Annotated in this window: 18 protein-coding genes and 1 tRNA gene; 9 read left to right on the forward strand and 10 right to left on the reverse strand. The window is 39.9% G+C overall.

Annotated features, from left to right (window positions below; genetic code table 11):
• Positions 1-44: 44 nt before the first annotated feature.
• Both H4J41_RS13770 and H4J41_RS13775 read right to left on the reverse strand, forming a co-directional pair.
• Positions 45-812 (reverse strand): SDR family oxidoreductase, encoded by a 768-nt coding sequence (locus tag H4J41_RS13770; protein ID WP_182136760.1) that lies wholly within the window; start codon positions 810-812, stop codon positions 45-47.
• A 58-nt stretch (positions 813-870) separates the two neighbouring features.
• Entirely contained in the window at positions 871-1,593 is a 723-nt protein-coding gene (locus H4J41_RS13775) for a histidine phosphatase family protein (RefSeq protein ID WP_182136761.1), read from the reverse strand.
• A gap of 562 nt (positions 1,594-2,155) precedes the next feature.
• On the opposite strand from H4J41_RS13775, the gene H4J41_RS13780 reads away from it, so the two are divergent.
• On the forward strand, positions 2,156-3,079 hold the full coding sequence (locus H4J41_RS13780) for a LysR family transcriptional regulator (RefSeq protein ID WP_182136762.1): 924 nt from the start codon (positions 2,156-2,158) through the stop codon (positions 3,077-3,079).
• 428 nt (positions 3,080-3,507) lie between these two features.
• On the opposite strand, the gene H4J41_RS13785 is transcribed toward H4J41_RS13780, so the two are convergent.
• From H4J41_RS13785 to yejK, 5 genes are all read right to left on the reverse strand, one after another.
• A complete protein-coding gene (locus H4J41_RS13785) occupies positions 3,508-4,233 on the reverse strand; it encodes an ABC transporter substrate-binding protein (protein WP_182136763.1) in 726 nt (241 codons plus the stop codon).
• A gap of 64 nt (positions 4,234-4,297) precedes the next feature.
• Complete coding sequence (locus H4J41_RS13790; RefSeq protein WP_182136764.1) at positions 4,298-5,140, reverse strand: M23 family metallopeptidase; 843 nt, start codon at positions 5,138-5,140, stop codon at positions 4,298-4,300.
• Positions 5,133-6,014 (reverse strand): 6-carboxytetrahydropterin synthase, encoded by an 882-nt coding sequence (locus tag H4J41_RS13795; protein WP_182136765.1) that lies wholly within the window; start codon positions 6,012-6,014, stop codon positions 5,133-5,135. Before H4J41_RS13795 ends, H4J41_RS13790 begins: the two co-directional genes overlap by 8 nt.
• A gap of 12 nt (positions 6,015-6,026) precedes the next feature.
• Positions 6,027-7,058, reverse strand: a complete 1,032-nt coding sequence (pyrC, locus tag H4J41_RS13800) for a dihydroorotase (protein WP_182136766.1) — start codon at positions 7,056-7,058, stop codon at positions 6,027-6,029.
• A gap of 86 nt (positions 7,059-7,144) precedes the next feature.
• Complete coding sequence (yejK, locus tag H4J41_RS13805; protein ID WP_182136767.1) at positions 7,145-8,257, reverse strand: nucleoid-associated protein YejK; 1,113 nt, start codon at positions 8,255-8,257, stop codon at positions 7,145-7,147.
• A gap of 78 nt (positions 8,258-8,335) precedes the next feature.
• On the opposite strand from yejK, the gene H4J41_RS13810 reads away from it, so the two are divergent.
• The 3 genes from H4J41_RS13810 (at position 8,336) to H4J41_RS13820 (ending at position 10,524) form a co-directional block, all read left to right on the forward strand.
• Positions 8,336-8,557 (forward strand): DUF1414 domain-containing protein, encoded by a 222-nt coding sequence (locus tag H4J41_RS13810; protein ID WP_182136768.1) that lies wholly within the window; start codon positions 8,336-8,338, stop codon positions 8,555-8,557.
• A 56-nt stretch (positions 8,558-8,613) separates the two neighbouring features.
• Complete coding sequence (locus tag H4J41_RS13815) at positions 8,614-10,347, forward strand: DUF3413 domain-containing protein (RefSeq protein WP_182136769.1); 1,734 nt, start codon at positions 8,614-8,616, stop codon at positions 10,345-10,347.
• Between the two features lie 100 nt (positions 10,348-10,447).
• Positions 10,448-10,524: transfer RNA gene (locus H4J41_RS13820), tRNA-Pro, on the forward strand.
• A gap of 137 nt (positions 10,525-10,661) precedes the next feature.
• Here the strand turns inward: H4J41_RS13820 and H4J41_RS13825 are convergent.
• The gene (locus H4J41_RS13825; protein WP_182136770.1) at positions 10,662-11,918 is read right to left on the reverse strand and encodes a Y-family DNA polymerase; all 1,257 of its coding nucleotides are present in this window, start codon (positions 11,916-11,918) and stop codon (positions 10,662-10,664) included.
• Positions 11,906-12,319 carry a LexA family transcriptional regulator gene (locus tag H4J41_RS13830; protein ID WP_182136771.1) on the reverse strand — a complete coding sequence of 138 codons (414 nt, stop codon included), beginning with the start codon at positions 12,317-12,319 and terminating at the stop codon, positions 11,906-11,908. The genes H4J41_RS13825 and H4J41_RS13830 overlap by 13 nt, the downstream gene beginning before the upstream one ends.
• Positions 12,320-12,716: 397 nt before the next feature.
• Here H4J41_RS13830 and H4J41_RS13835 point away from each other — a divergent pair, with 397 nt between their 5' ends.
• Together H4J41_RS13835 and H4J41_RS13840 are read left to right on the forward strand one after the other, a co-directional pair.
• A complete protein-coding gene (locus H4J41_RS13835) occupies positions 12,717-15,302 on the forward strand; it encodes a chemotaxis protein CheB (protein WP_182136772.1) in 2,586 nt (861 codons plus the stop codon).
• Positions 15,299-17,557, forward strand: a complete 2,259-nt coding sequence (locus tag H4J41_RS13840; RefSeq protein WP_182136773.1) for an EAL domain-containing protein — start codon at positions 15,299-15,301, stop codon at positions 17,555-17,557. The genes H4J41_RS13835 and H4J41_RS13840 overlap by 4 nt, the downstream gene beginning before the upstream one ends.
• A gap of 295 nt (positions 17,558-17,852) precedes the next feature.
• On the opposite strand, the gene H4J41_RS13845 is transcribed toward H4J41_RS13840, so the two are convergent.
• On the reverse strand, positions 17,853-18,335 hold the full coding sequence (locus tag H4J41_RS13845; protein ID WP_182136774.1) for an Rrf2 family transcriptional regulator: 483 nt from the start codon (positions 18,333-18,335) through the stop codon (positions 17,853-17,855).
• A 130-nt stretch (positions 18,336-18,465) separates the two neighbouring features.
• Between H4J41_RS13845 and H4J41_RS13850 the strand changes: the two genes are divergently transcribed.
• Genes H4J41_RS13850 through H4J41_RS17835 form a run of 3 tightly spaced genes read left to right on the forward strand, consistent with a single transcriptional unit; the run spans position 18,466 to position 20,997 of the window.
• On the forward strand, positions 18,466-19,896 hold the full coding sequence (locus tag H4J41_RS13850; protein WP_404842467.1) for a cytochrome ubiquinol oxidase subunit I: 1,431 nt from the start codon (positions 18,466-18,468) through the stop codon (positions 19,894-19,896).
• A complete protein-coding gene (cydB, locus tag H4J41_RS13855; protein ID WP_182136776.1) occupies positions 19,886-20,890 on the forward strand; it encodes a cytochrome d ubiquinol oxidase subunit II in 1,005 nt (334 codons plus the stop codon). Before H4J41_RS13850 ends, cydB begins: the two co-directional genes overlap by 11 nt.
• On the forward strand, positions 20,890-20,997 hold the full coding sequence (locus H4J41_RS17835; RefSeq protein WP_182136777.1) for a DUF2474 family protein: 108 nt from the start codon (positions 20,890-20,892) through the stop codon (positions 20,995-20,997). The genes cydB and H4J41_RS17835 overlap by 1 nt, the downstream gene beginning before the upstream one ends.
• Positions 20,998-21,044: the final 47 nt, after the last annotated feature.

Below are 21,044 nucleotides of genomic sequence, written 5' to 3' on the forward strand. Positions count from 1 at the left end.
CAACACTAATTGACGCTTGTTATATCAATTTAAAGGGCTATTACCTAGCCAATCAAATAGCCGCCATCAACATTAATCGCCGTACCTGTGGTGTAGCTTGAAGCGTTGGAAACCAAGTACAAGACAGTACCCGCCATTTCTTCAGGCTGAGCCACTCGCTTCATCGGCACGTGATGTAACATTTGTGCTAATATTTTTGGATTATTAACTAAGGTAGAAGCAAACTTAGTGTCTGTGCCACCGGGTAATATGGCATTAACACGAATGTTAAATTGGGCACATTCTTTCGCAAAAGTTTTGGTCATCGAAATAACCGCAGCTTTAGTAATAGAATATATACCTTGATAATCGCCCGGTATAACACCATTGATAGAGGCCACGTTAACAATCGCCCCACCGTTATTTGCTTTCATCAATTTAGCGCCAATCGTTGACATGAAAAAATAGCCACGAATATTAACGTCAACCGTTTTTTGAAACGCCGCTAAATCAGTATCTAATACATGGCCAAAGTATGGATTTGTCGCGGCATTGTTGACTAATATATCTAACTTACCGTGCTCTGCTGAAATTTGAGCAAATATGGCTTCTATCTGCTCCATTTCACCAATATGACAAGCAATGGCTTGTGCACTGCCACCCGCGGCAATAATTTGCTCAACAACGGCTTGGCAACCTGCTATTTTACGACTCGAGACAATCACATGAGCGCCGTTTTCTGCCAGCAGTTTAGCGATATGCTCACCAATGCCTCTGCTTGCACCGGTAACTAAAGCAATTTTTCCTGTTAAATCAAATAAATTGGTACTCATATCTTCATTCCTTGTTATAAATTTTGTCTTTATTTTCACTTATCTCTTAACGCTTATCTCACCTAAACGTTACCCAGTCAGCACCTGCTTGAGTTAGATGACTATAATTATTAAGATAATCAATGCTTAAGTTTTTATTTGAAAAGAGTAATTTGGTCACACCGGTATTACGTAACTGTTGAATGATGGCCAGTGTATTTTGATCTGATAACCCTAATATATGTTGAACAAGCACAGAGATTGTACCGCCCGAGGTAAAAATACATATATCGGTTGAGTGCTTGGCGTTATTTAAAGGTTTTTTAATCATTAATGCTTGGTTAATAACGTCTTGCAAAGCTGTGATACAACGTTTTTTAAATTGTGGCCAGCTCTCAATATAATCACTGTCGTATGCACCACCAACCCAGCGTTTAATGGCCAATGAAAATTCTGCTTGAAAAACGTGATTGGCGTTGGCTAACTGATTGGTTTTTTGTACTTTATCAGCAAAATTTTTCCATTGGGCATCATAACGTGTCAGCACTTCTACATGGTTAAATTCATTAAAACCTGAATGTAAAATCCTCGCAGGTTTATTACCCTGATACCCTAATAAAAAATTTTCAAGGGTTTGTTCATGGCGCAGTAAATCGCCCGAAAAAATGTACTCAGGTGCCGGCAAGGACTGCCAACACTTACCCAATAACTGAGATTGCATCGCACCTTTTTTAGATAACTGATCATAATCAGCTTTACCAAATGAGGCTTGGCCATGACGAATCAGATAAATAGCGGCCATAAAACTAGGCTACTGCCATAACGTATTGGTTTTGCATTAGATTTAAATATTCTTTTATGATCATTTTATTGCTTACCACTTTATTGCTTATCTGTTTATTACTTGCCATTGTCATGATTAAAATATCAGCTTAACGCGATTAATCTATGCTAAGTGCCCGCAAAAAATTAAGCAAATGAATAGTTCTTATAACTTACTATTCAAATTATGAATAGATAATAAAGAGGATTACTTGTAACATAACTAAAGGATAACTCATCACCGTTGACACTATTTTAATTGGCTTGTTATTAATTGCCTTGGTATCAATGATTATGCTTTTACGGATGATAATACAATTGTGGGTGATTTTTTGTAGGTCGGACTTTAGTCCGTCAACGGTTAAACCAGCTATTAACCTAGTGAGTTAACAAAGATCTACAGCGAGCTATTTTTTATCGGTCTTAATACCATAAGGAAAAAATGAATAGTGCTAGCTAACTAGTAGCCAAAAATGCACATAGATTAAAATAATAACATGACCAATAGTGGCTTAATGCTTGCTAAATTAAATGGAGAAAGTATGAAAGTAGATTTAAATCTATTTGTGGTGTTTGAAGCGATTTACTGCGAAGGAAATATTACCAAAGCGGCTTCAGCCCTTAACTTATCGCAACCTGCCGTGAGTCATTCATTAAGTAAACTTCGGCATAATTTTGATGATGCTTTATTTATTCGTCAAGGTAACCAGATGCGGCCAACACCGGTTGCCAATAATGTTATTGCCGATGTGCGTGAAGCCTTACAACAATTAAAAGTTTGCTTGGCGCAGTCTAGACAGTTCGAACCTTTAGTCTCGCGTAATAACTTCAATGTTTCGTTACATGGCGCTTTAGAAGCCTCATACTTACCCCCTTTAATGCAGCGCATCAGAAAAGAAGCGCCTTTAATTAATTTACAAAGTAGTCGCCGAGTCAATCGCCATGAATTGGAAAACAAATTGGCCAGTGGTGATATTGATTTAGCGATAGACACCTTATTACCGGTTAGTGACAATATTTTGCATACCCAATTAGATCAAAGTAAATTAGTGGTGCTAGCACGAAAAAACCACCCTATTGTAAAATCGACACTTGATTTAGCGACCTACCTCGCACAAGAGCATGTACTGGTTTCATCTCGCACAGTAGGATTAAGTATTGAAGATTTTGAGTTAGGACGGTTAGGACTACAACGAAAAATTGGCTTGAGGTGTCAGCATGCCTTTTCTGCCTGCCAAGTTATTGCCGATAACAACATGTTGCTTACACTGACCGAAACAACAGCGAAAATGTACAGCCAGCTGCTTGATTTGCAAGTATTTTCTTTACCCGTGAGTTTGCACGATATTGACGTGCATTTATATTGGCACCGCAATGTCGATTTTGACCCCGCCAATAAATGGTTAAGAAATCAAATTATTCAAACTACATCGACGAGTTCAACCCTTAACGGCCAAAATACGTAACCGAAAACACTTAACCGAAAACAATCGCGGCAATGAACTTATACCCATTTCATTAATTAGGTGGTCTACTTTATACACAGGAATAATGGCCAAATAGAAGGCATTTATTTAATAACGAGTTGTTCTAATTATTAAATAAATAACGCAGCAGTGGATTATTTTAACCCGTAAAAATGATCAGATAATTAGTGAGATTGGTATTAATAAGAAAATAATACTAACGTTGAAATTTAGTCTATGGGGCTAGCTGGCCTAAGACCGGCTAAGATTTAAAAACAGTTGTCACCAACTCGGAGGAGTCAGCTTTAAAGCTCAGATAAGATGTTTATATTATTTTTACCGGAACCGGTCTAACTTAACAGCCAACAAGTGTGGTTTTACATTTATTCATCCGTATTGAAACCCAGTATTGAAACCTGATTTTACACTTAATTAAGTTGGTTCCATTTATTAATTATTTTATCTAACTCACCCGATTTTTTTAAATCACCAATGGCCTGATTAATCGCTGTAACCACGTCAGGTTTAACTGATTTTTTGCTGAAAATAATATGAATGTCTGCCTGGTAAATACTTAAAGCATGCTTTTCAAATTCTCCAGCCATTTTGTACTTGTCAGAGAAGGCTTTAATGGTGGCCGGATCAACCAAAAAACCATCAATGTGCCCGGCTAATAGTAATTTTACATTCTCTTCAATATCAACAACTTCAAGAATATGTTCTTGAAATTCAGCCGTTTTCATTAACTTTTGATATTCATCACCGTAATAATAACCACTTTCGATACCAATCATGTAATTGCTGTTGGTTAAGTCTGATAAACCACCTAACTTAATACTATTAGCTTGGCCATTTCTAACAAATAAATTCACTGTCTCTTGTCTATAAGGTTCACTAAATATAGCGTAACGCTGTCTTTCTTCGCTTAATGACGCGCCCATAGCAACATCCATTTCACCGGTTTTTATATAGTGTAAATGTCGCTTCCAGGGTAATTCAGTATATTCTGCTGTATAACCAACTTTGGCAAATATTGTGTTGAAAATTTCTAAATCTAAGCCGACAAGCTCTTGCTGGCTATTACGATATTGATAAGGAAACCAAAGTTCCCAGCCAACATAGAAATTTTTGGCATAACTAGTAAAATTTACCATTAAACAAACTAAGAGGAGAAATTTTTTCACAGCAACCTCACTTATGGCCTTAGCTAAATTATTTTTATTTCAAAGGCTTGAGCTTTAAGACTAACGCAGGATCTAAGCGCATATTAAACCAGTTTATGCGCCAATCTAAGTGTGGGCCTGTCGCTCGACCACTTGCGCCAACAGCAGCAACAAGTTGTCCTTTGCTTACTTTGTCGCCAACACTGACATATGAAGCGCTTAAATGCAAAAATGTTGAACTAACACCATGGCCATGATCTATGATCATTGTGCCACCTGAGTAGAACATATCAGAGACAAACATCAGCACAGTACCATCGGCAGGCGCTTTAACAGCGTCACCTGTATCACCCGCATAATCTAAACCATAATGTGGCCATTTAGGCACGCCGTTATAATAACGTTGACTACCATAAACGCCGGTAATTACTCCTTCAATAGGGGCAATAAATCCCTGAGCAAAGGCGATTAAGTTACTGTCAATTTTTCGAGCGGCTTTAATTTTTTTATTATCTTCCCTAACACGAATATTGGCCTTTTTGTTAGGGTTCATAATGCTTTTAGCAATACCTTCAACCCGTTGAATATTGTATTCACGTTTTAGCGGTTTTAATATCTGCTGTTCAATTACGCCACTTGGGCTAATGATGGTGAGTTCACTATTATTTTTTTCATCTCGGCTGAAGCCTAAGGCATAGTCGCCGTTTAAAGAAACCTTAATCACTTTACCATTAAGCATGACTTTATTTTCTGGCGCTGTTTTACCTACAATTAACGCCCCTTGAAAAAACTGCTCACTCAGTTGCGTTTGAGTTGACGTTTTTGCTGACACCTCTTGCGTGGCCAGTAAACTAGCTGTAAAGGTGAGTATTAATAATAATGAACACTGTTTAGCCATTAGCTATAGCTCCTTTAGCAACACCTTCAAAAGCAACCACTTTAAATTCATCGTTCGGAGCTTGCTTTTTAAGTTGGCGCAAAATAAAGTCAGCCAATAACTCAACCGTTGAGTCGCAATCAACCACATCTAAAATGTTACTTGGCACGGCAATATCAAATCGACCTTGTGGCGCAAAGTAAGAAAACAATTGGTGATCGGGAGTCAAATTAGCCATAGCTGTAGCTGACAATTCTATCTCACTTAACGCCATGCGGTCAGCTTCACTAGCAAGATATATATCTTGCCAACGTGAACTCCAAGCCGCTTCATGTGCTGCTGAGCGTTGACCATTTTTATAGATATGAATTTTTGAACGATGACCATGAGCGATACGCTGACAATTACCATCATGCAATTTCAAACCATGGGTATAGTGATAATAAGCACCATCAATATTTTCTGGCCGTAACTTTAGTATCAAACCTTGGACATTTTTTGGTAAATGACTCAAAATTATATCGGTTAAATAATGGGTCACCGCCGCGATGTCTATTTGCTTGGTATCTATTTTGGCAAATGCACAGCTCGGTGATTGTAAATAGTAGCTACCCTGCTTGGCACTGAAATTGACAGATTCATGACCTGCTCGATGAGAGGATACTTCCACACTAACGGTGTTATTTTGCATGGGCAATAATAACTTATGATCAACCGCATCATCTATAATGGCCTTAATTTGCTTTTTAACCACAGCAAAATCAAGCACCATACTCATTTCATTTAAACTACCCTCAAGCAAAACATCAACAATCCAACTTTCGCCCACAATGCCACGTTCAGCACAACAGTACGAGAAGTCGATAACGGTTAAATCATTTACAAATAACTGCATTTAATAACTCTCCTACAACTTAACTTGCCAAGCAATGGTTTCATTCGCGCGAATAGGCACCACTTCGTCGTTACCAAAAGCCATGGTGGCCGGTACAGTCCATGCGGCTTTAACTAGGGTTATTTTATCAGTGTTTACCGGTAAATTATAAAATTTAGGACCATGTAAACTAGCAAAACCTTCAAGCTTATCAAGCGCACCGGCTTGTTCAAATGCTTCAGCATATAACTCGATAGCAGCATGTGCGGTGTAAGCACCGGCACAACCACAGGCATTCTCTTTTGCATGTTGTGAATGCGGCGCAGAATCTGTACCTAGAAAAAATTTATCACTGCCACTGGTTGCCGCGGCAACTAAGGCGTCTTGATGAATATTACGTTTTAATATTGGCAAACAATAATAATGTGGACGAATACCGCCCACTAACATGTGGTTACGATTAAATAATAAATGATGAACGGTAATGGTTGCGGCTACGTTGTCACCCGCTGCTTTAACAAAATCAACCGCATTTTTGGTGGTGATATGCTCTAACACTATTTTTAATGTCGGATGCTTTGCCACTAGTGGCCGCAATATAGTATCGATAAAGACCGCTTCACGGTCAAAAATATCAATATCGTGACTGGTTACTTCGCCATGCACCAACAACGGCATGTTCTCGCCTTCCATCGCCGCAAATACGGGGGCAAGATTGTCGATGTTAGTTACGCCAGATGAAGAATTTGTTGTGGCTCCTGCTGGGTAAAGTTTGGCCGCATAAACAATACCTGAGGCTTTTGCCGCTTTAATATCTTCTGCGCTGGTTTGATCGGTTAAATACAACACCATTAGCGGTTGGAACTGTGCACTCGGCTTTGCCGCCATAATACGCTGATGATATTGACGCGCTAATTCAGCATTGGTTACCGGTGGTACTAGGTTTGGCATAATAATAGCGCGGCCAAAATAGCGGCTAATATCAGCAACTGTGTTATTTAAGCTGGCGCCATCGCGCAAATGTACATGCCAGTCGTCTGGTCGAGTAATGGTTAATGTGGTCATTTTCTTTCCTAATGTCATCTATTCATCTGCTACTGCCGTTAGTAGGCAATATGGCTTATCACTTATTAGCTTAGCTTGAGCTAATACTAGTATTCGTCTTCTGAGCTTTCTGAACTTTCTGTGCTTAGCCCTGACGTTATGCCTTGGCCTTGGCTCGCGCTCTGGTTAGCATTACTTTCTAATAACGCTAGTAGTTGATCTTTTAAATTTGGCGGCACTTTATAAATGGTAATACTTTCATTGGCTGGATTATAAACCACATCTTGGCCAAAATGACTACGCTCGAAACTTAAACTGATACCGTTACCATAACCCGCATATTTAGTGACTTTATTTACTATGGCCTGATCATGAGGAAACGATTCCTCAATGGGGTATGATTGCTCTTGGCAAAACTTATAAAAGTCTTGGCCGCTCTCTTCGGTTTTAATCACATCACTTATTTCTTGCAATGAAACATCTTGCGCCGACTCTTTTTGCTCTTTGCAGTAACTTAAGAGTTCTTTACGACTGTGTTGTTTTTCATTGGCGTCAAATTGATTAACCGCAACATAATCTTCAACCGCTTGCACTAAAGTTTGGGTTTGTTCTTTTGAGTTTAAGCCTTCTTCACAGCTTAAAAAATCTAAGAAAAAGTCAGACACTTTTCTGCCCGCGCGACCTTTAATAAAAGAAATATAACGGTTACCTTGGGCATTATTCTGATAATCGAATAAATCGATACGAGCCGCTAACTGAAGCTTATTGGTATCAAGGTGTTGATCAGCTGAAATATGTAAATCACCGTCAACTGAATAATGTTCAGAAATAGGAATTATCGCCGCCAGTAAGTAGCGTCCACCCATATATTCGTAATGACAAACAATTAAATAACCGGTTTCTGCCAGGTCATATTTTTCTAATTCATTTTTAAGTAAATTTCCCGCTTGGCTACTAAATTCATGAAAACTTTGTGAATCACCTAAATAGCTTTCCATAATATCAACAAATCGGGCTTTGTCGCCTTGGGCTGGCATAGCAGAAAAATGTCCGTAGGCCTTACTGCCTTTGCTGTTGTAAATTTTATGTAGTGCATCAACAAAACTTTCAATTTTGCTGCTAGCTGCAACATTCTCAGGACCTAACCTGAGTACAACTTCGCCAGTTTCTTCTTTTTTGGTTAAAAAATGCAGTGCAATATTCGAAATTATTAAGCTCATAGATAAAGGTCAGTATTATATTGTTCGGGCATTTGATAAACTTATGTCTGTTTATTAAATTACCATTAAGTGTATAAGATGCCCATTGTATCCAAGTATTCCAACGAACGTGTAGAAAAAATTATTAAAGATTTGCTTGATGTACTCGTTAACGAGTCTGCAACCCCTGATCTAGCGCTAATGTGCCTAGGAAATACCCTAACAGAAATTATTACAAATAATGTGCCGAAAAAGGAACGAGAGGCAATAGTAGACAATTTTACCAAGGCATTAAAACAATCTATACAAAATTCTAAATAAAACGTATAAATAATTAGCGACATTCATAAAAAATAATAAGAGAATTAAACGACGCAATGGTTTCATTTGAATCAAAACCCTATAGTAAGCGACTATTACAGTTAATTAGCTGGAGCCACTGGTTCACTTTTTTTAATATTATTGCGGCGATCTTATTATCGTCAATTTATGTATTTAGTGAAGCAATGCCTGACACTTTGTTAGGGCAAACCTACTTAGTCACCACTTGGTTAAGCCATATAGCTTTCTTAACTTTTATGAGTTTTGTGCTCATTTTGTTTCCAATCACCCTGTTGTTTCCTCGAACCCGATTTATTCGGGTGGTCGCTTCTATCATTTTTAGTGCCCAGTTATTGCTTTTACTGCTCGACGCATTTATCTATACCCGCTTAGGCTATCATTTAAATATTTCATCAAGTGCGCCCATACTTGACCTTATTAATAACGAAATACAACAAAATAGCCGAGCGTTCTGGTTTGTTAGTCTAGTATTGACCATGGTGATATTATCGTTTGAACTGATAGCGTCAAATTATGCTTGGAAGCACCTAAAAGAATTACAAAAAACTATTTTTGCGCGCTTTATCGTTATTCCTCTGGTGAGCTTTTTCTTTTTTAGTCATATTATTCATATTTGGGCTGATGCCAACCTGGAATATGACGTATTACGCCAAGACACAGTATTGCCCTTGTCTTATCCATCAACCGCCAAAACCTTATTAACCAAATACGGTATGTTCGATCAAGTGGATTATATTGCCCGTCGCACTAGCCCGCTTGCCTTTACAGATGCCGTACCCCAGTACCCGCTTTATCAAGGCCAATGTCTCAATGACACCAAATTAAAACAGTCGGTTTTCATGGTGATTACAGATCAAATATTGCAAACTCAACAACTAGATAAAATAAAACAAAGAGCCAAGCAAGGTGTACTATCGCTAGACAATCATATTGATAACGCGTCACCAAAAGAAGCCTGGTTTAACTTGTTTTATAGCTTGCCAAGTATTTACAAAAAAGCCTTGTTCGAACAGCAAGCACAACCGCTATTATTTCAAATTATGGCTCAGAAAAATTTAGCCACATCACTTACTATTGTCGGTGAAGACCACAATGAAGCCTCAGTCATTAATACCGATGGTTTGTTAAGCCTGACCCATAAACTATTTCCAACAGTAACAAAACTAGCCGATATATCGAGTTTGATATTTGCGGATAAACTCAATAGTTATGCCCCAGGTTTACACGTGTTTTATTTTAAAGGTAACAATAGCTATCAGTTTGAACTGTTTTTAGACGCTTTAATGTCGGTGCAAAATAACCAACGAGGCGATAAGCAACTCAAGGATATCCTTTGGATCAGCTCTATTGGTAATAGCACCACAGAAACAAGTTTATCGATTAAACCTGCGTTACTGGTTTTACCGGCAAGTAAAAATAGATCGATTGATAAACTCACGAGTCATATGGATATGCAACCTACGCTGATTAAAAACTGGCTAAACTGCAATATTAAAGCAACCAGCTATAGCAACGGTACTGATATCAAAAAATTAAATAATGACCGTATTATTGCTAATACCATGGACAACGGCATTGTAGTGTTTAATAAAGATAAATCGATGTTTGTTGATCAAAATGGTAACTTTCAAAGTTATTCTATTCAACTGGCCGCCCCTATTACGGCAAAGCCTGATTTTCCATTAATGATTGATGGTGTTCACTTTATTAAGCAATTTAGTAAACAATTCGATGAACAAGTGGATAAACAATTGAATAACGTACAATAATTAGACGCTTAGCTCAATTGATGATGTTTTTTAATTGCATTCGAGCGATAAATCATTAATATAGCCCACATAAGCTTTTATCCCCATTAAGCTTATCAATCGGGGTATAGCGCAGCTTGGTAGCGCGCGCGTCTGGGGGACGTGAGGTCGCAAGTTCGAATCTTGCTACTCCGACCACATTTCAACTATTAAAGCCCTGTTTTTACAGGGCTTTTTTGTAACTGTTATATGTTAACTCGATGTAATACCCAGTTGATTAATTATCTACTCATGTTTTATCGCTTATTGACCAAGATAAATGACCAAGATAAACCTTAACAGCTAATTTTAGGTATATCTCGCCACTTACTCGTAAAGCTTGGCGAAAGAAATTCACGTCGCATATGCCACTTATCAATTTTACCTTGTGCGGCTAATTGCAAAGTATCATTACCGTAACGATTATTTATCCCGTCATAACAGCGCATCAGCTCTGGATCATCTTCATTTAGCGAAAACAAATCACCTTGTTGAAATTGAGTATTTTCAAGCTCAATGGCTCCTACCCCACAACGATAAAAGTTAACACCGCCGGCATAAACACAATCAAAAACGGCTGATATAGCGTTCGCGATACTTAGGGTGTTATCTGTTGCCACTAAAAATTCATAAATTATCGATTTGTGGTAATAATTATCATCATGAGGGGAGCTAGCAGCGGATATCACCAGACGTTTTACGCGCGAATGCTGTTGCCTTAATTTACGACCTACAATGGCGCCGTGGCTCACTAAAGCCGCTTTTAATTGATGTTCTTCATTTATCCGTTGACCAAAGCTTCTAGTGGAAAATATTTCTTTTTTTGCCTGCTTAACTTCATCCCAGTTTAAACAAACCATACCGTTTAACTCGTTAACCGTTCGTTCAACCATAACGCTAAATTGGCTGCGCATAGTTTTAGGTGACTGGTTGGCTAAATCCCAGGCGGAATTTATTCCCAACACGTTTAAACGCTTGCCTAATCGACTACCAATACCCCAGACGTCAGTAACCGCCATTTTTGATAATATGTCTTTACGTGACGTGACATCATCCACAACTGCCACACCGTTATAGCCCGGCAACTTTTTAGCCGCGTGGTTTGCGGCTTTCGCTAATGTCGGCGTTGAGCCAAAGCCAACACCCACCGGCAAACGCGTTTCCTGCCAAACCGCACGTCGTATTTCATGGCCATATTTATGCCAATCATTAATAATTTGGTTATAGTTTTTAAATTGTAGAAAAGACTCGTCAATCGAGTAAACATATTGGTTATCGCAGAAACGGCCAATAACATTCATCATTTTGTCACTGAGATCCGCATATAGCTCATAGTTAGACGAGCGAACAACCACATGGTGTTTGGCTAAAAAATGTTTAATTTGAAAATAAGGTTTAAATTTTGGTATACCTAAACGCCGACCAATTGGACACACAGCACATATACAGCCATCGTTATTTGTTAGTACGACCACAGGCCGATTTCTGATTGAGGGGTCAAACACCTTCTCACAAGACGCGTAGAAAGATACGGCATCAACTAACGCATACATGCGCTTAACTCCCTTAGCTGTCGATGCAAACGAATTGAACGGGTAACGACTCCCTCTATTTGAAATTCATCCTCAGGTGTAATGCTGACCGGTTGATGCTTGAACGATGCGGATAATAGCCTAGCGTTCTTTTTATCAATAAGTTTACAAGTAAAACAGCCATTGTAATTCGCCACAATAACATCACCATCTTTTACTGGCTCGCTACGATCGACTAGCAATAAATCACCATCAAAAATGCCAACCTCTTGCATCGACTGCCCTTGCGCCAAACCGATAAAAGTGGCATCGGGGTGTGCTATCAAGAGTTGATCTAACGATAAGCAGAGTTCTTTATATTCAGCTGCAGGTGATTCAAAGCCGGATATACCCGCCTCAATAAAAATCGGAATAACTTTCATAAAATACAACCTATACTGTACATTTAACCAGTATAGGTTAAGGCGTAAAATTGAGGAAGCTTTTTGTTAACTGCTCATGCCGTTTTTCTGATGGATAAAGTAAAGTTATCGCTTGTCACTTTGTCTACATTAACTTTGTTTAAATTAACTTTGCTCTAAATTATTTTATAACTCAGTATCAAGCACAACTTGACTGAAACTTCACCACGCCCTTTTAACCTGGCAATTTTAAGTGTTAGTTTACTAAAGTACTACAAGCTACTAGACTAAAGTGTAATAGCTCATTTTTTTATATATTATTTACTAAAATTATATATTATTTTATTAAAATGTAATTGCACACCACGTAATATATTGTTTATTATAATGTTATGGAGCACATAATAAATGTACCTTAATGAAAAATAAAATAAAAACCACTAAACCAAGCACTGCCAGTGAATCCCGTCGTTTGAATGCTCTAAAAAAACCAGAAAATATTGTCGGCATTGGTGCTTCTGCTGGCGGTTTAGAAGCATTGGAAGATTTTTTTACTCAGGTCAAAACGCCTTCCCATATGGCGTTTGTTGTTATCCAGCACCTAGACCCCTCTCACAAAGGTATTATGGCTGAGTTATTGCAACGTACTACGCAAATGATAGTCAAAGAAGCTAGCAACCACATGAAAGTAGAGAGAAATTGTGTTTATGTAATTCCTCCTAACAAAGATTTATCCATTCTGCACGGCTCATTATTTTTGTTTGAGCCCGTGCTGAATAGCGGATTACGCTTACCGATTGATTTTTTCTTTCGATCGCTTGCCAGTGATCAGCGCGAACATGCTGTGGCTGTTATTCTTTCTGGCATGGGTTCTGACGGCACCCTAGGTTTGCACGCCATTAAACAAAATGCTGGACTGTCTCTGGCCCAGTCGCCCGAATGTGCAAAATTTTCTTCCATGCCTCAAAGCGCCATTAATGCAGAATTAATCGACATCATTGCCCCCGCTAAAGAATTACCCGAACATATACTGAGTGGGCTCAAACATGACCATCGTATTGCCTCAAAGGATATTGAACCAAAGTTAGAAGTCAAATCAAAAAGTGCATTGGAACAGATCGTTATTATCTTGCGTGAACGCACGGGAAACGACTTCTCACTGTACAAGAAAAACACCATCTACCGTCGTATTGAACGGCGTATGAACCTACATCAACTTGAAGATATAGCGCTTTATGCGCGTTATCTGCGCGAGAATCCACAAGAACAAGACCTATTATTTAAAGAACTGTTAATTGGGGTAACCAATTTCTTTCGCGATAAAGACGTTTGGGCGCAACTCAAGTCAACCTCGCTGCCAGCACTATTAGAAAATTATCCTGAAGGTAAAGAACTTCGAGCTTGGGTTACCGCCTGCTCGACCGGTGAAGAGGCTTATTCACTCGCCATGACTATGATGGATGTCTTAGATGAGATTAAGCCTAAAGCGCGTTTTAAACTACAAATTTTTGCGACCGATCTTGATGAAGATGCTATCAATATTGCCCGGCAAGGCTTTTATCCAGCAAGCATTGAGGCGGATATAACGCCCACACAATTGGCGCGTTATTTCATTAAAGATGATAGAGGTTATCGTATCAATAAGAAGATACGTGACATGATCATCTTTGCACCCCAGAATATCATCATGGATCCACCATTTACCAAGTTAGATATTGTTACCTGCCGTAATCTGCTAATTTACCTTGGACCAGAATTACAAAAAAAGTTAATTCCATTGTTCCACTACGCATTGAATTCTCATGGTATTTTGATGTTGGGCAATGCCGAAACCATAGGTAATTTTACCAACTTGTTCTTAGCACTTAACGATAGTGCACGGATTTTTACCCGTATCGATATTTCCAAAAAACGAATGGATGTCGACTTTCCCTCAAGGATATTTCCTGTTATATCTTTGATACACAATGAACCCAAGAGAACCCGCGACATGAGTAAAGACATCATTAACCTACAAACGCAGGCAGACCAAATCCTACTACAAAATTACTCGCCTGCAGCGGTATTGGTTAATGCTGCCGGTGATATTATGTATATCAATGGTCGCACGGGTAAATATTTAGAAGCCTCGGCGGGTAAGGCCAATTGGAATATTCACGTGATGGCGCATGAAGAACTCCTCATGCACCTTAACCTCGCGATGAAAAAAGCGCAGACACAAGAAGCGCCAGTTATTATTGAAAACCTGATGGTAGGCAAAGAAACCATTAACTTAACGGTGCAAGCCATTGCTAAGCCAAAAGCTTTAATGGGTTTGCTGATGGTGGTTTTTACCAAGGTGTTAGCACCGACCGCGCAGCCGAGTAAAAATCGGGGTAAAGCAGCAGAAAATAATCAGCTAGAACTGCAACATGCGCGCGATGAGATAGAAGCAACTCGCGAACAAATGCAGGCGGCACAAGAAGAACTCAGGTCCACCAATGAAGAGTTACAATCAACCAATGAGGAATTGCAATCCACCAATGAAGAATTGACCACTTCTAAAGAAGAAATGCAGTCAATGAATGAAGAGTTGCAAACGGTTAATACCGAACTACAATCTAAAGTTGATGATTTGTCATGGGTCAACAACGACATGAAAAACTTGCTTAATAGCACAGAAATAGCAACGGTGTTTCTTGATAATGGGCTACGTGTAAGACGATTCACCAACTACGCCACCCACCTATTTAAGCTGATCCCTGGTGATGTCGGTCGACCACTGTCTGACATAGTTACTGAGCTCGATTATACTTCACTACAAAAAGATGCGCGGGAAGTGTTAGACACACTGATTTTCATAGAAAAAGAAATAACCGCCAGCAATGATCGTTGGTTTAAGGTGCGTATTATGCCTTATGCCACACAAGAAAACGTGATTGACGGCGTGGTCATTACCTTCACTGACATTAGCGAAGCCAAGCTGCTTGAGTCACAGTTACGTGAAGTGAATCCAACTATATGAACGATCCTACACAGCCAACCAAACGGTTAGTCAAACTCTCACCCCAAGAGTTACGCAAGCTTGCTGAAATACAAGTGAAAAAAAACAAGGACAACAAACAAGCTGCTCTTAACGAAGCTAGTGTTCAAAAACTGTTACACGAACTGCAAGTTCATCAAATTGAATTGGAGATGCAAAATGATGAGTTACAGCAAGCGCGGATAACTGAACAATTACATTATCGCTACACTGAGTTATTTGAGTTTGCACCCATTGCTTATTTTATTTTTGATCAGAGAGGTAAAATTACTCAGGTCAATTTACGAGGTTCGAACTTATTGGGTATCGAACGCGTTCACTTAGTAGGAAAAAGCTTTGTCAACTACATCACAATACCCCATCGCAATAATTTTAAGGATTGTCTGGCAAAAGTATTTCAGCATAAGGGCATACAATCTTTTGAGATATTAGTTCACGCTAACAATACAACACGTTGGCTAAGTATCGAAGCTAATCTGGGCATTACAGGTATTGACTGTCTTGCTGCATTGATTGACGTTACCGAAAAAAAACAAGCTGAGAATGAGCAAAAACTGGCCGCCAGTGTTTTTACTTATGCTAGAGAAGGCATCATGATTACCGATAATAAATCTAATATTATCGATGTTAACGACAGTTTCACCCGTATAACAGGTTATAGTCGTGAAGAGGCTATTGGGCAAAACCAACGTTTTCTCCAATCAAGCAAGGAGACCCCTGAGTTCTTTTATGGCATTTATCAAGCACTGAAAAAAGATCGCAATTGGTCTGGTGAAATTTGGAACAGACGTAAGAATGGTGAAGTGTATGCTGAAATGGCTACGATTAGTGCGGTCTGTAATGAGCATGGTATCGCGACCCATTATATCGCCTTAGTTAACGATATCACCCCGATGAAAGAGCATCAAAATCAACTAGAGAAAATAGCACATTACGATGTATTAACTAACTTACCTAATCGAGTATTGCTAGCTGACCGATTATCTCAAGCCATGTTACAGTGCAGTCGTCACAAGCATTTACTGGCAGTGGTTTTTCTAGATTTAGACGGTTTTAAAGCGGTTAATGATACGCACTGTCATGACGTAGGTGATGAACTACTTATTGCCCTCTCAGTTCGTATGAAAGAGGCGTTACGCGAGGGTGATACCTTAGCCCGTATTGGTGGTGATGAATTTGTGGCTATATTAACTGATTTAGACAAAGTTGAGGATTGCGAGCCGGTATTAGAACGCTTGTTGTTAGCCGCGTCTGAGCCAATTACTGTCACTAATGTTATCTTCCATTTATCAGCTAGTATTGGCATAACAATTTACCCACAAGATAATGCCAATGCTGACCAGTTGGTACGCCATGCCGATCAAGCTATGTATGTAGCTAAAGGGTCAGGTAAAAATTGTTATCATTTGTTTGATACCGCTCAAGATGACGCGGTTAAAATGCATCAAGAAAACCTAGAAGCTATTCGTAATGCCTTAGACCATCATCAATTTGTACTTCATTATCAGCCTAAGGTTAATTTGAAGACTGGCATAGTGACAGGTGTTGAAGCGCTTATTCGTTGGCAACATCCTCAACGAGGGTTATTAAACCCTATTGATTTTTTACCCGTTATTGAAAATAACCCGATGAATATTGAGGTGGGTGAATGGGTTATTGATAGCGCACTGACACAAATCAGCGAATGGAAAAAAATGGGTCTGAGCCTCCTAAACATAAGCGTAAACATTGCTGCGGTTCAATTACAACAGTCTAGCTTTACACAGACCTTAACCTCATTACTCGCAGCCCACCCCGATGTTGAACCTCGCTATTTAGAACTAGAAGTGCTGGAAACCAGTGCGTTAGATGATATTAACCATATCTCAAACATCATGCATGACTGTATCGCGCTGGGTGTAAACTTTGCCTTGGATGATTTTGGCACCGGTTATTCATCACTCACTTATCTTAGGCGTTTACCCGCCAGCATGATTAAGATAGACCAGAGTTTTGTCCAAGACATGCTAATTGACGTTGAAGATTTGGCCATTGTTGAAAGCGTAATAGCTTTAGCTAAGTCATTCAAACGTGGCGTAATTGCTGAAGGCGTTGAATCAATTGAACATTGTAAGGCTATACTAGAACTGGGCTGTGACTTAGCTCAAGGTAATGGTATTGCCAAACCTATGCCAGCAAGCGATATTCCTGCTTGGGTTAATCAGTGGAATCCTGATGTGAGTTGGCAAACGCAATAAGCTTAAAAACCTCGCAGTAACAGGTCTTTTTTTCTATAAAAGTTCAGGTAACCTTAGGCCCACTTTATGGCTGCAGCACTTCATGGTTGTAGCACTATATTCAAAAACCAAAGAAAGAGCTTATCGCCAACAAATTTATTAATTTTTCACCTGTAAATACCCTAGGTAGTCATCTCCTTCATTGTCGCCAATATCATAAACTAGCGATTGTTTGACAACATGCGATTGTATTCTCTCCTGCCTTACCGCCATTTAATAGCAATCACATTAAGTTATTGCTCACTTGTGAAGGGTATCAATTAGCATGGTCTGACTTGGCAAAAATTGCTGGTTTTCCAGTAATTTCTAACAAATCGATACGCTTTAGTAGCGGAATACGATTCGCAGAAATGTCAGCAATAGTGACACCATCTAGCACATCCATAAATGCATGAGTTGCTTCCTGAATTTTTTTAGATAGCTTGCAAATACCAATCAACGGGCAGGTGTTTTTCTCAGGGTTAAAACACTCCACTACATCTAATGGCCCTTCGGTAAGACGCACAACATCACCGACAATGATCTCTTCTGCCGGGCGGCTTAACCGAAAGCCACCATTACGTCCTCGCACTGTTTCTAAATAACCGGCTTTGCCTAGCTCGTGCACCACTTTGACAATGTGCGGGCGTGACACGCCATGAATGAAAACCACGTCATCTACCCGCACTAGTTCAGGGGCTTTAAGTGCGGCCAACTGTAAACAACGCATCGCATAGTTGGTATAACTGGTTAATTTCATCAGGTGCTCTCTATTTTTATGTTGGGCTTTTATTGATTGTCACATTTAAAAGTTATATTTTCAATATTGCTTTTATTGCCACATCAGTTTAACATATATTTAAAATACAACTTATATGAGCACTATAGTTATGTTGGAAAGCTTCACTGCGGAGACCCTTGCCAGAATGCAGTTTGCATTCACTGTCACCTTCCATATTATATTCCCAGCCTTTTCGATCGGAGTGGCCAGTTATCTAGCGGTATTGAATGGCTTGTGGCTAAAAACACATGATCAAACTTACCTTTTTTTGTTTAACTATTGGAAGAAAATTTTCGCGGTTGCCTTTGGCATGGGCGTAGTTTCCGGTATTGTGATGTCGTATCAATTTGGCACTAACTGGTCGGTGTTTGCAGATAAAACTGGGCCAATACTTGGGCCACTTATGGCCTATGAAGTACTCTCTGCCTTCTTCTTAGAGGCGGGTTTTTTAGGCATCGCTTTGTTTGGACGTGAGCGCGTGGGTAATGGACTACACATGTTCGCTGTTTGTATGGTCGCCTTTGGTACTTTGATGTCAGCCACTTGGATTTTATCGGTCAACTCGTGGATGCAAACGCCTGTTGGCTACAGCATTAATGACGTAGGGCAATTTATTCCAGAAGACTGGTGGCAGATTGTCTTCAACCCTTCTTTTCCGTATCGTTTAGTACACATGGTATTGGCTGCCTTTCTGACAACCGCGCTGGTGGTTGGTGCTGTTGGTGCATTACACCTGCTAAGAAACAAGGCTGATGCCGCTGCACGTCGTATGTTTTCAATGGCAATGTGGATGTTAATTGTTGTCGCCCCCTTACAAATTGTTGTGGGAGACTTTCACGGTTTAAACACTTTAGAGTATCAACCAGTCAAAGTTATGGCGATGGAAGGACACTATGACAGCCACCCAGAAGGTGGACCGCTGATCTTATTTGGCATCCCTAACCCACAAGAAAAAAGGATTGATTACGCTATTCAGATACCCAAACTCTCTAGCTTGATCTTAAAGCATGACTTAAACGCCCCGCTTGCAGGTTTAGATACTATTCCTGATGAAGACGAACCCCCTGTTGCAGTGATATTCTGGAGCTTCCGTATTATGATTTTGCTAGGTTTTTCCATGTTAGGACTGGGCGTATGGAGCTTATGGCGACGCATTCGCGGCAAGCTTTATGATGACGATTTGTTAAAGCGGGCGGCAATTGTTATGGGCCCCATGGGATTTGTTGCCGTTCTGGCAGGTTGGGTTACTACTGAAGTCGGCCGTCAACCTTTTACCGTTTACGGACTATTGCGTACAAGCGACAGTCTTGCACCGATTGATGCGCCTGCAGTTGCGGTATCGCTAATCGCATTTATCATCGTTTATTTCTTTGTCTTTGGTGCAGGTACTTTTTATATATTAAGACTGATGAATAAACCGACAGCTACGTCAGACCTTGAGATAAATGACGGCCCTACCCGGACCGCACAAAACCAATTTATTGCAACAACTGCCGCAGACCTTAAGTCGGGTGCGCAAGGAGACAATCGTGGAATTTGAATTATCGTTTATCTGGGCTATGATTATCGCCTTCGCCGTACTCACTTATGTCATTTTAGATGGCTTTGATCTGGGCATAGGTATTTTGTTTCCGTCGGCTAAATCAGAGCAAGACAAGTCCGTTATGATGAATACTATTGCCCCCGTTTGGGACGGTAATGAAACTTGGCTCGTCATGGGAGGCGGTGGTTTATTTGCCGTTTTCCCTCTAGCCTATGCCATTATTATGCCAGCCTTGTACATGCCTATTATACTGATGCTGTTAGCACTGATTTTCAGAGGCGTTGCCTTTGAATATCGCTGGCGAACTGTTCGTTGGAAGCCTGTTTGGGACTTTGCCTTCTTCGCAGGCTCGGTTATAGCAGCCTTTACTCAAGGTATTTCGCTCGGGGCCTTGGTGCAAGGTATTGAAGTGGCAAACCGCGCCTACGCTGGAGGCTGGTGGGATTGGCTAACCCCGTTTTCACTATTAACCGGCTGTGCCGTTGTCATTGGCTACGGCTTACTGGGCTCCACTTGGTTAATTATGAAAACAGAAGGTGAACTACAAGCTAGAATGCGCGGTTATGCAAAATGGTTAGGCATTGCTACCCTAGGTTTTATTGGTGTTGTCAGTATCCTCACCCCGTTCAAAGACCCCGCTTATTTTCAACGTTGGTTTACACTGCCAGGTAGCATTTTTAGTGTGTTGGTTCCCGCTTTAGTTGGATTGTGTACTTGGTTGCTATTTATGGGTTTGAAACAAAACAAAGAAGCGCAACCATTTCTCGCCTCACTGGGCTTATTTGTCCTCAGTTTCATCGGTATTCTTGTTAGTTTTTACCCTAATATTGTACCGCCAAGTCTAACAATTGCTGAAGCAGCAGCGCCTGATTCAAGTTTAAGATTCACGCTGGTGGGGACGATGGTTTTAGTGCCACTTATTTTAATCTATACCGCTTATGCATATTGGGTGTTCAGGGGCAAAGTAAAACCTGAAGATGGCTATCACTAATGGCTTTGCAAAAATGGAAAAAACTAGCTTGGTTTGTTGGCATTTGGCTTGCTGGGGTTTTAGCACTGAGCATTGTAGCTATGCTGATAAAGTCAGTAATTCTTTAACGGTTTGCTGTATCGGGTCTGACTAAAACTTGCTTGGTTTGTTGAAT

It is taken from the genome of Colwellia sp. MB3u-45, assembly GCF_014077005.1.
Classification (GTDB): Bacteria; Pseudomonadota; Gammaproteobacteria; order Enterobacterales; family Alteromonadaceae; genus Cognaticolwellia.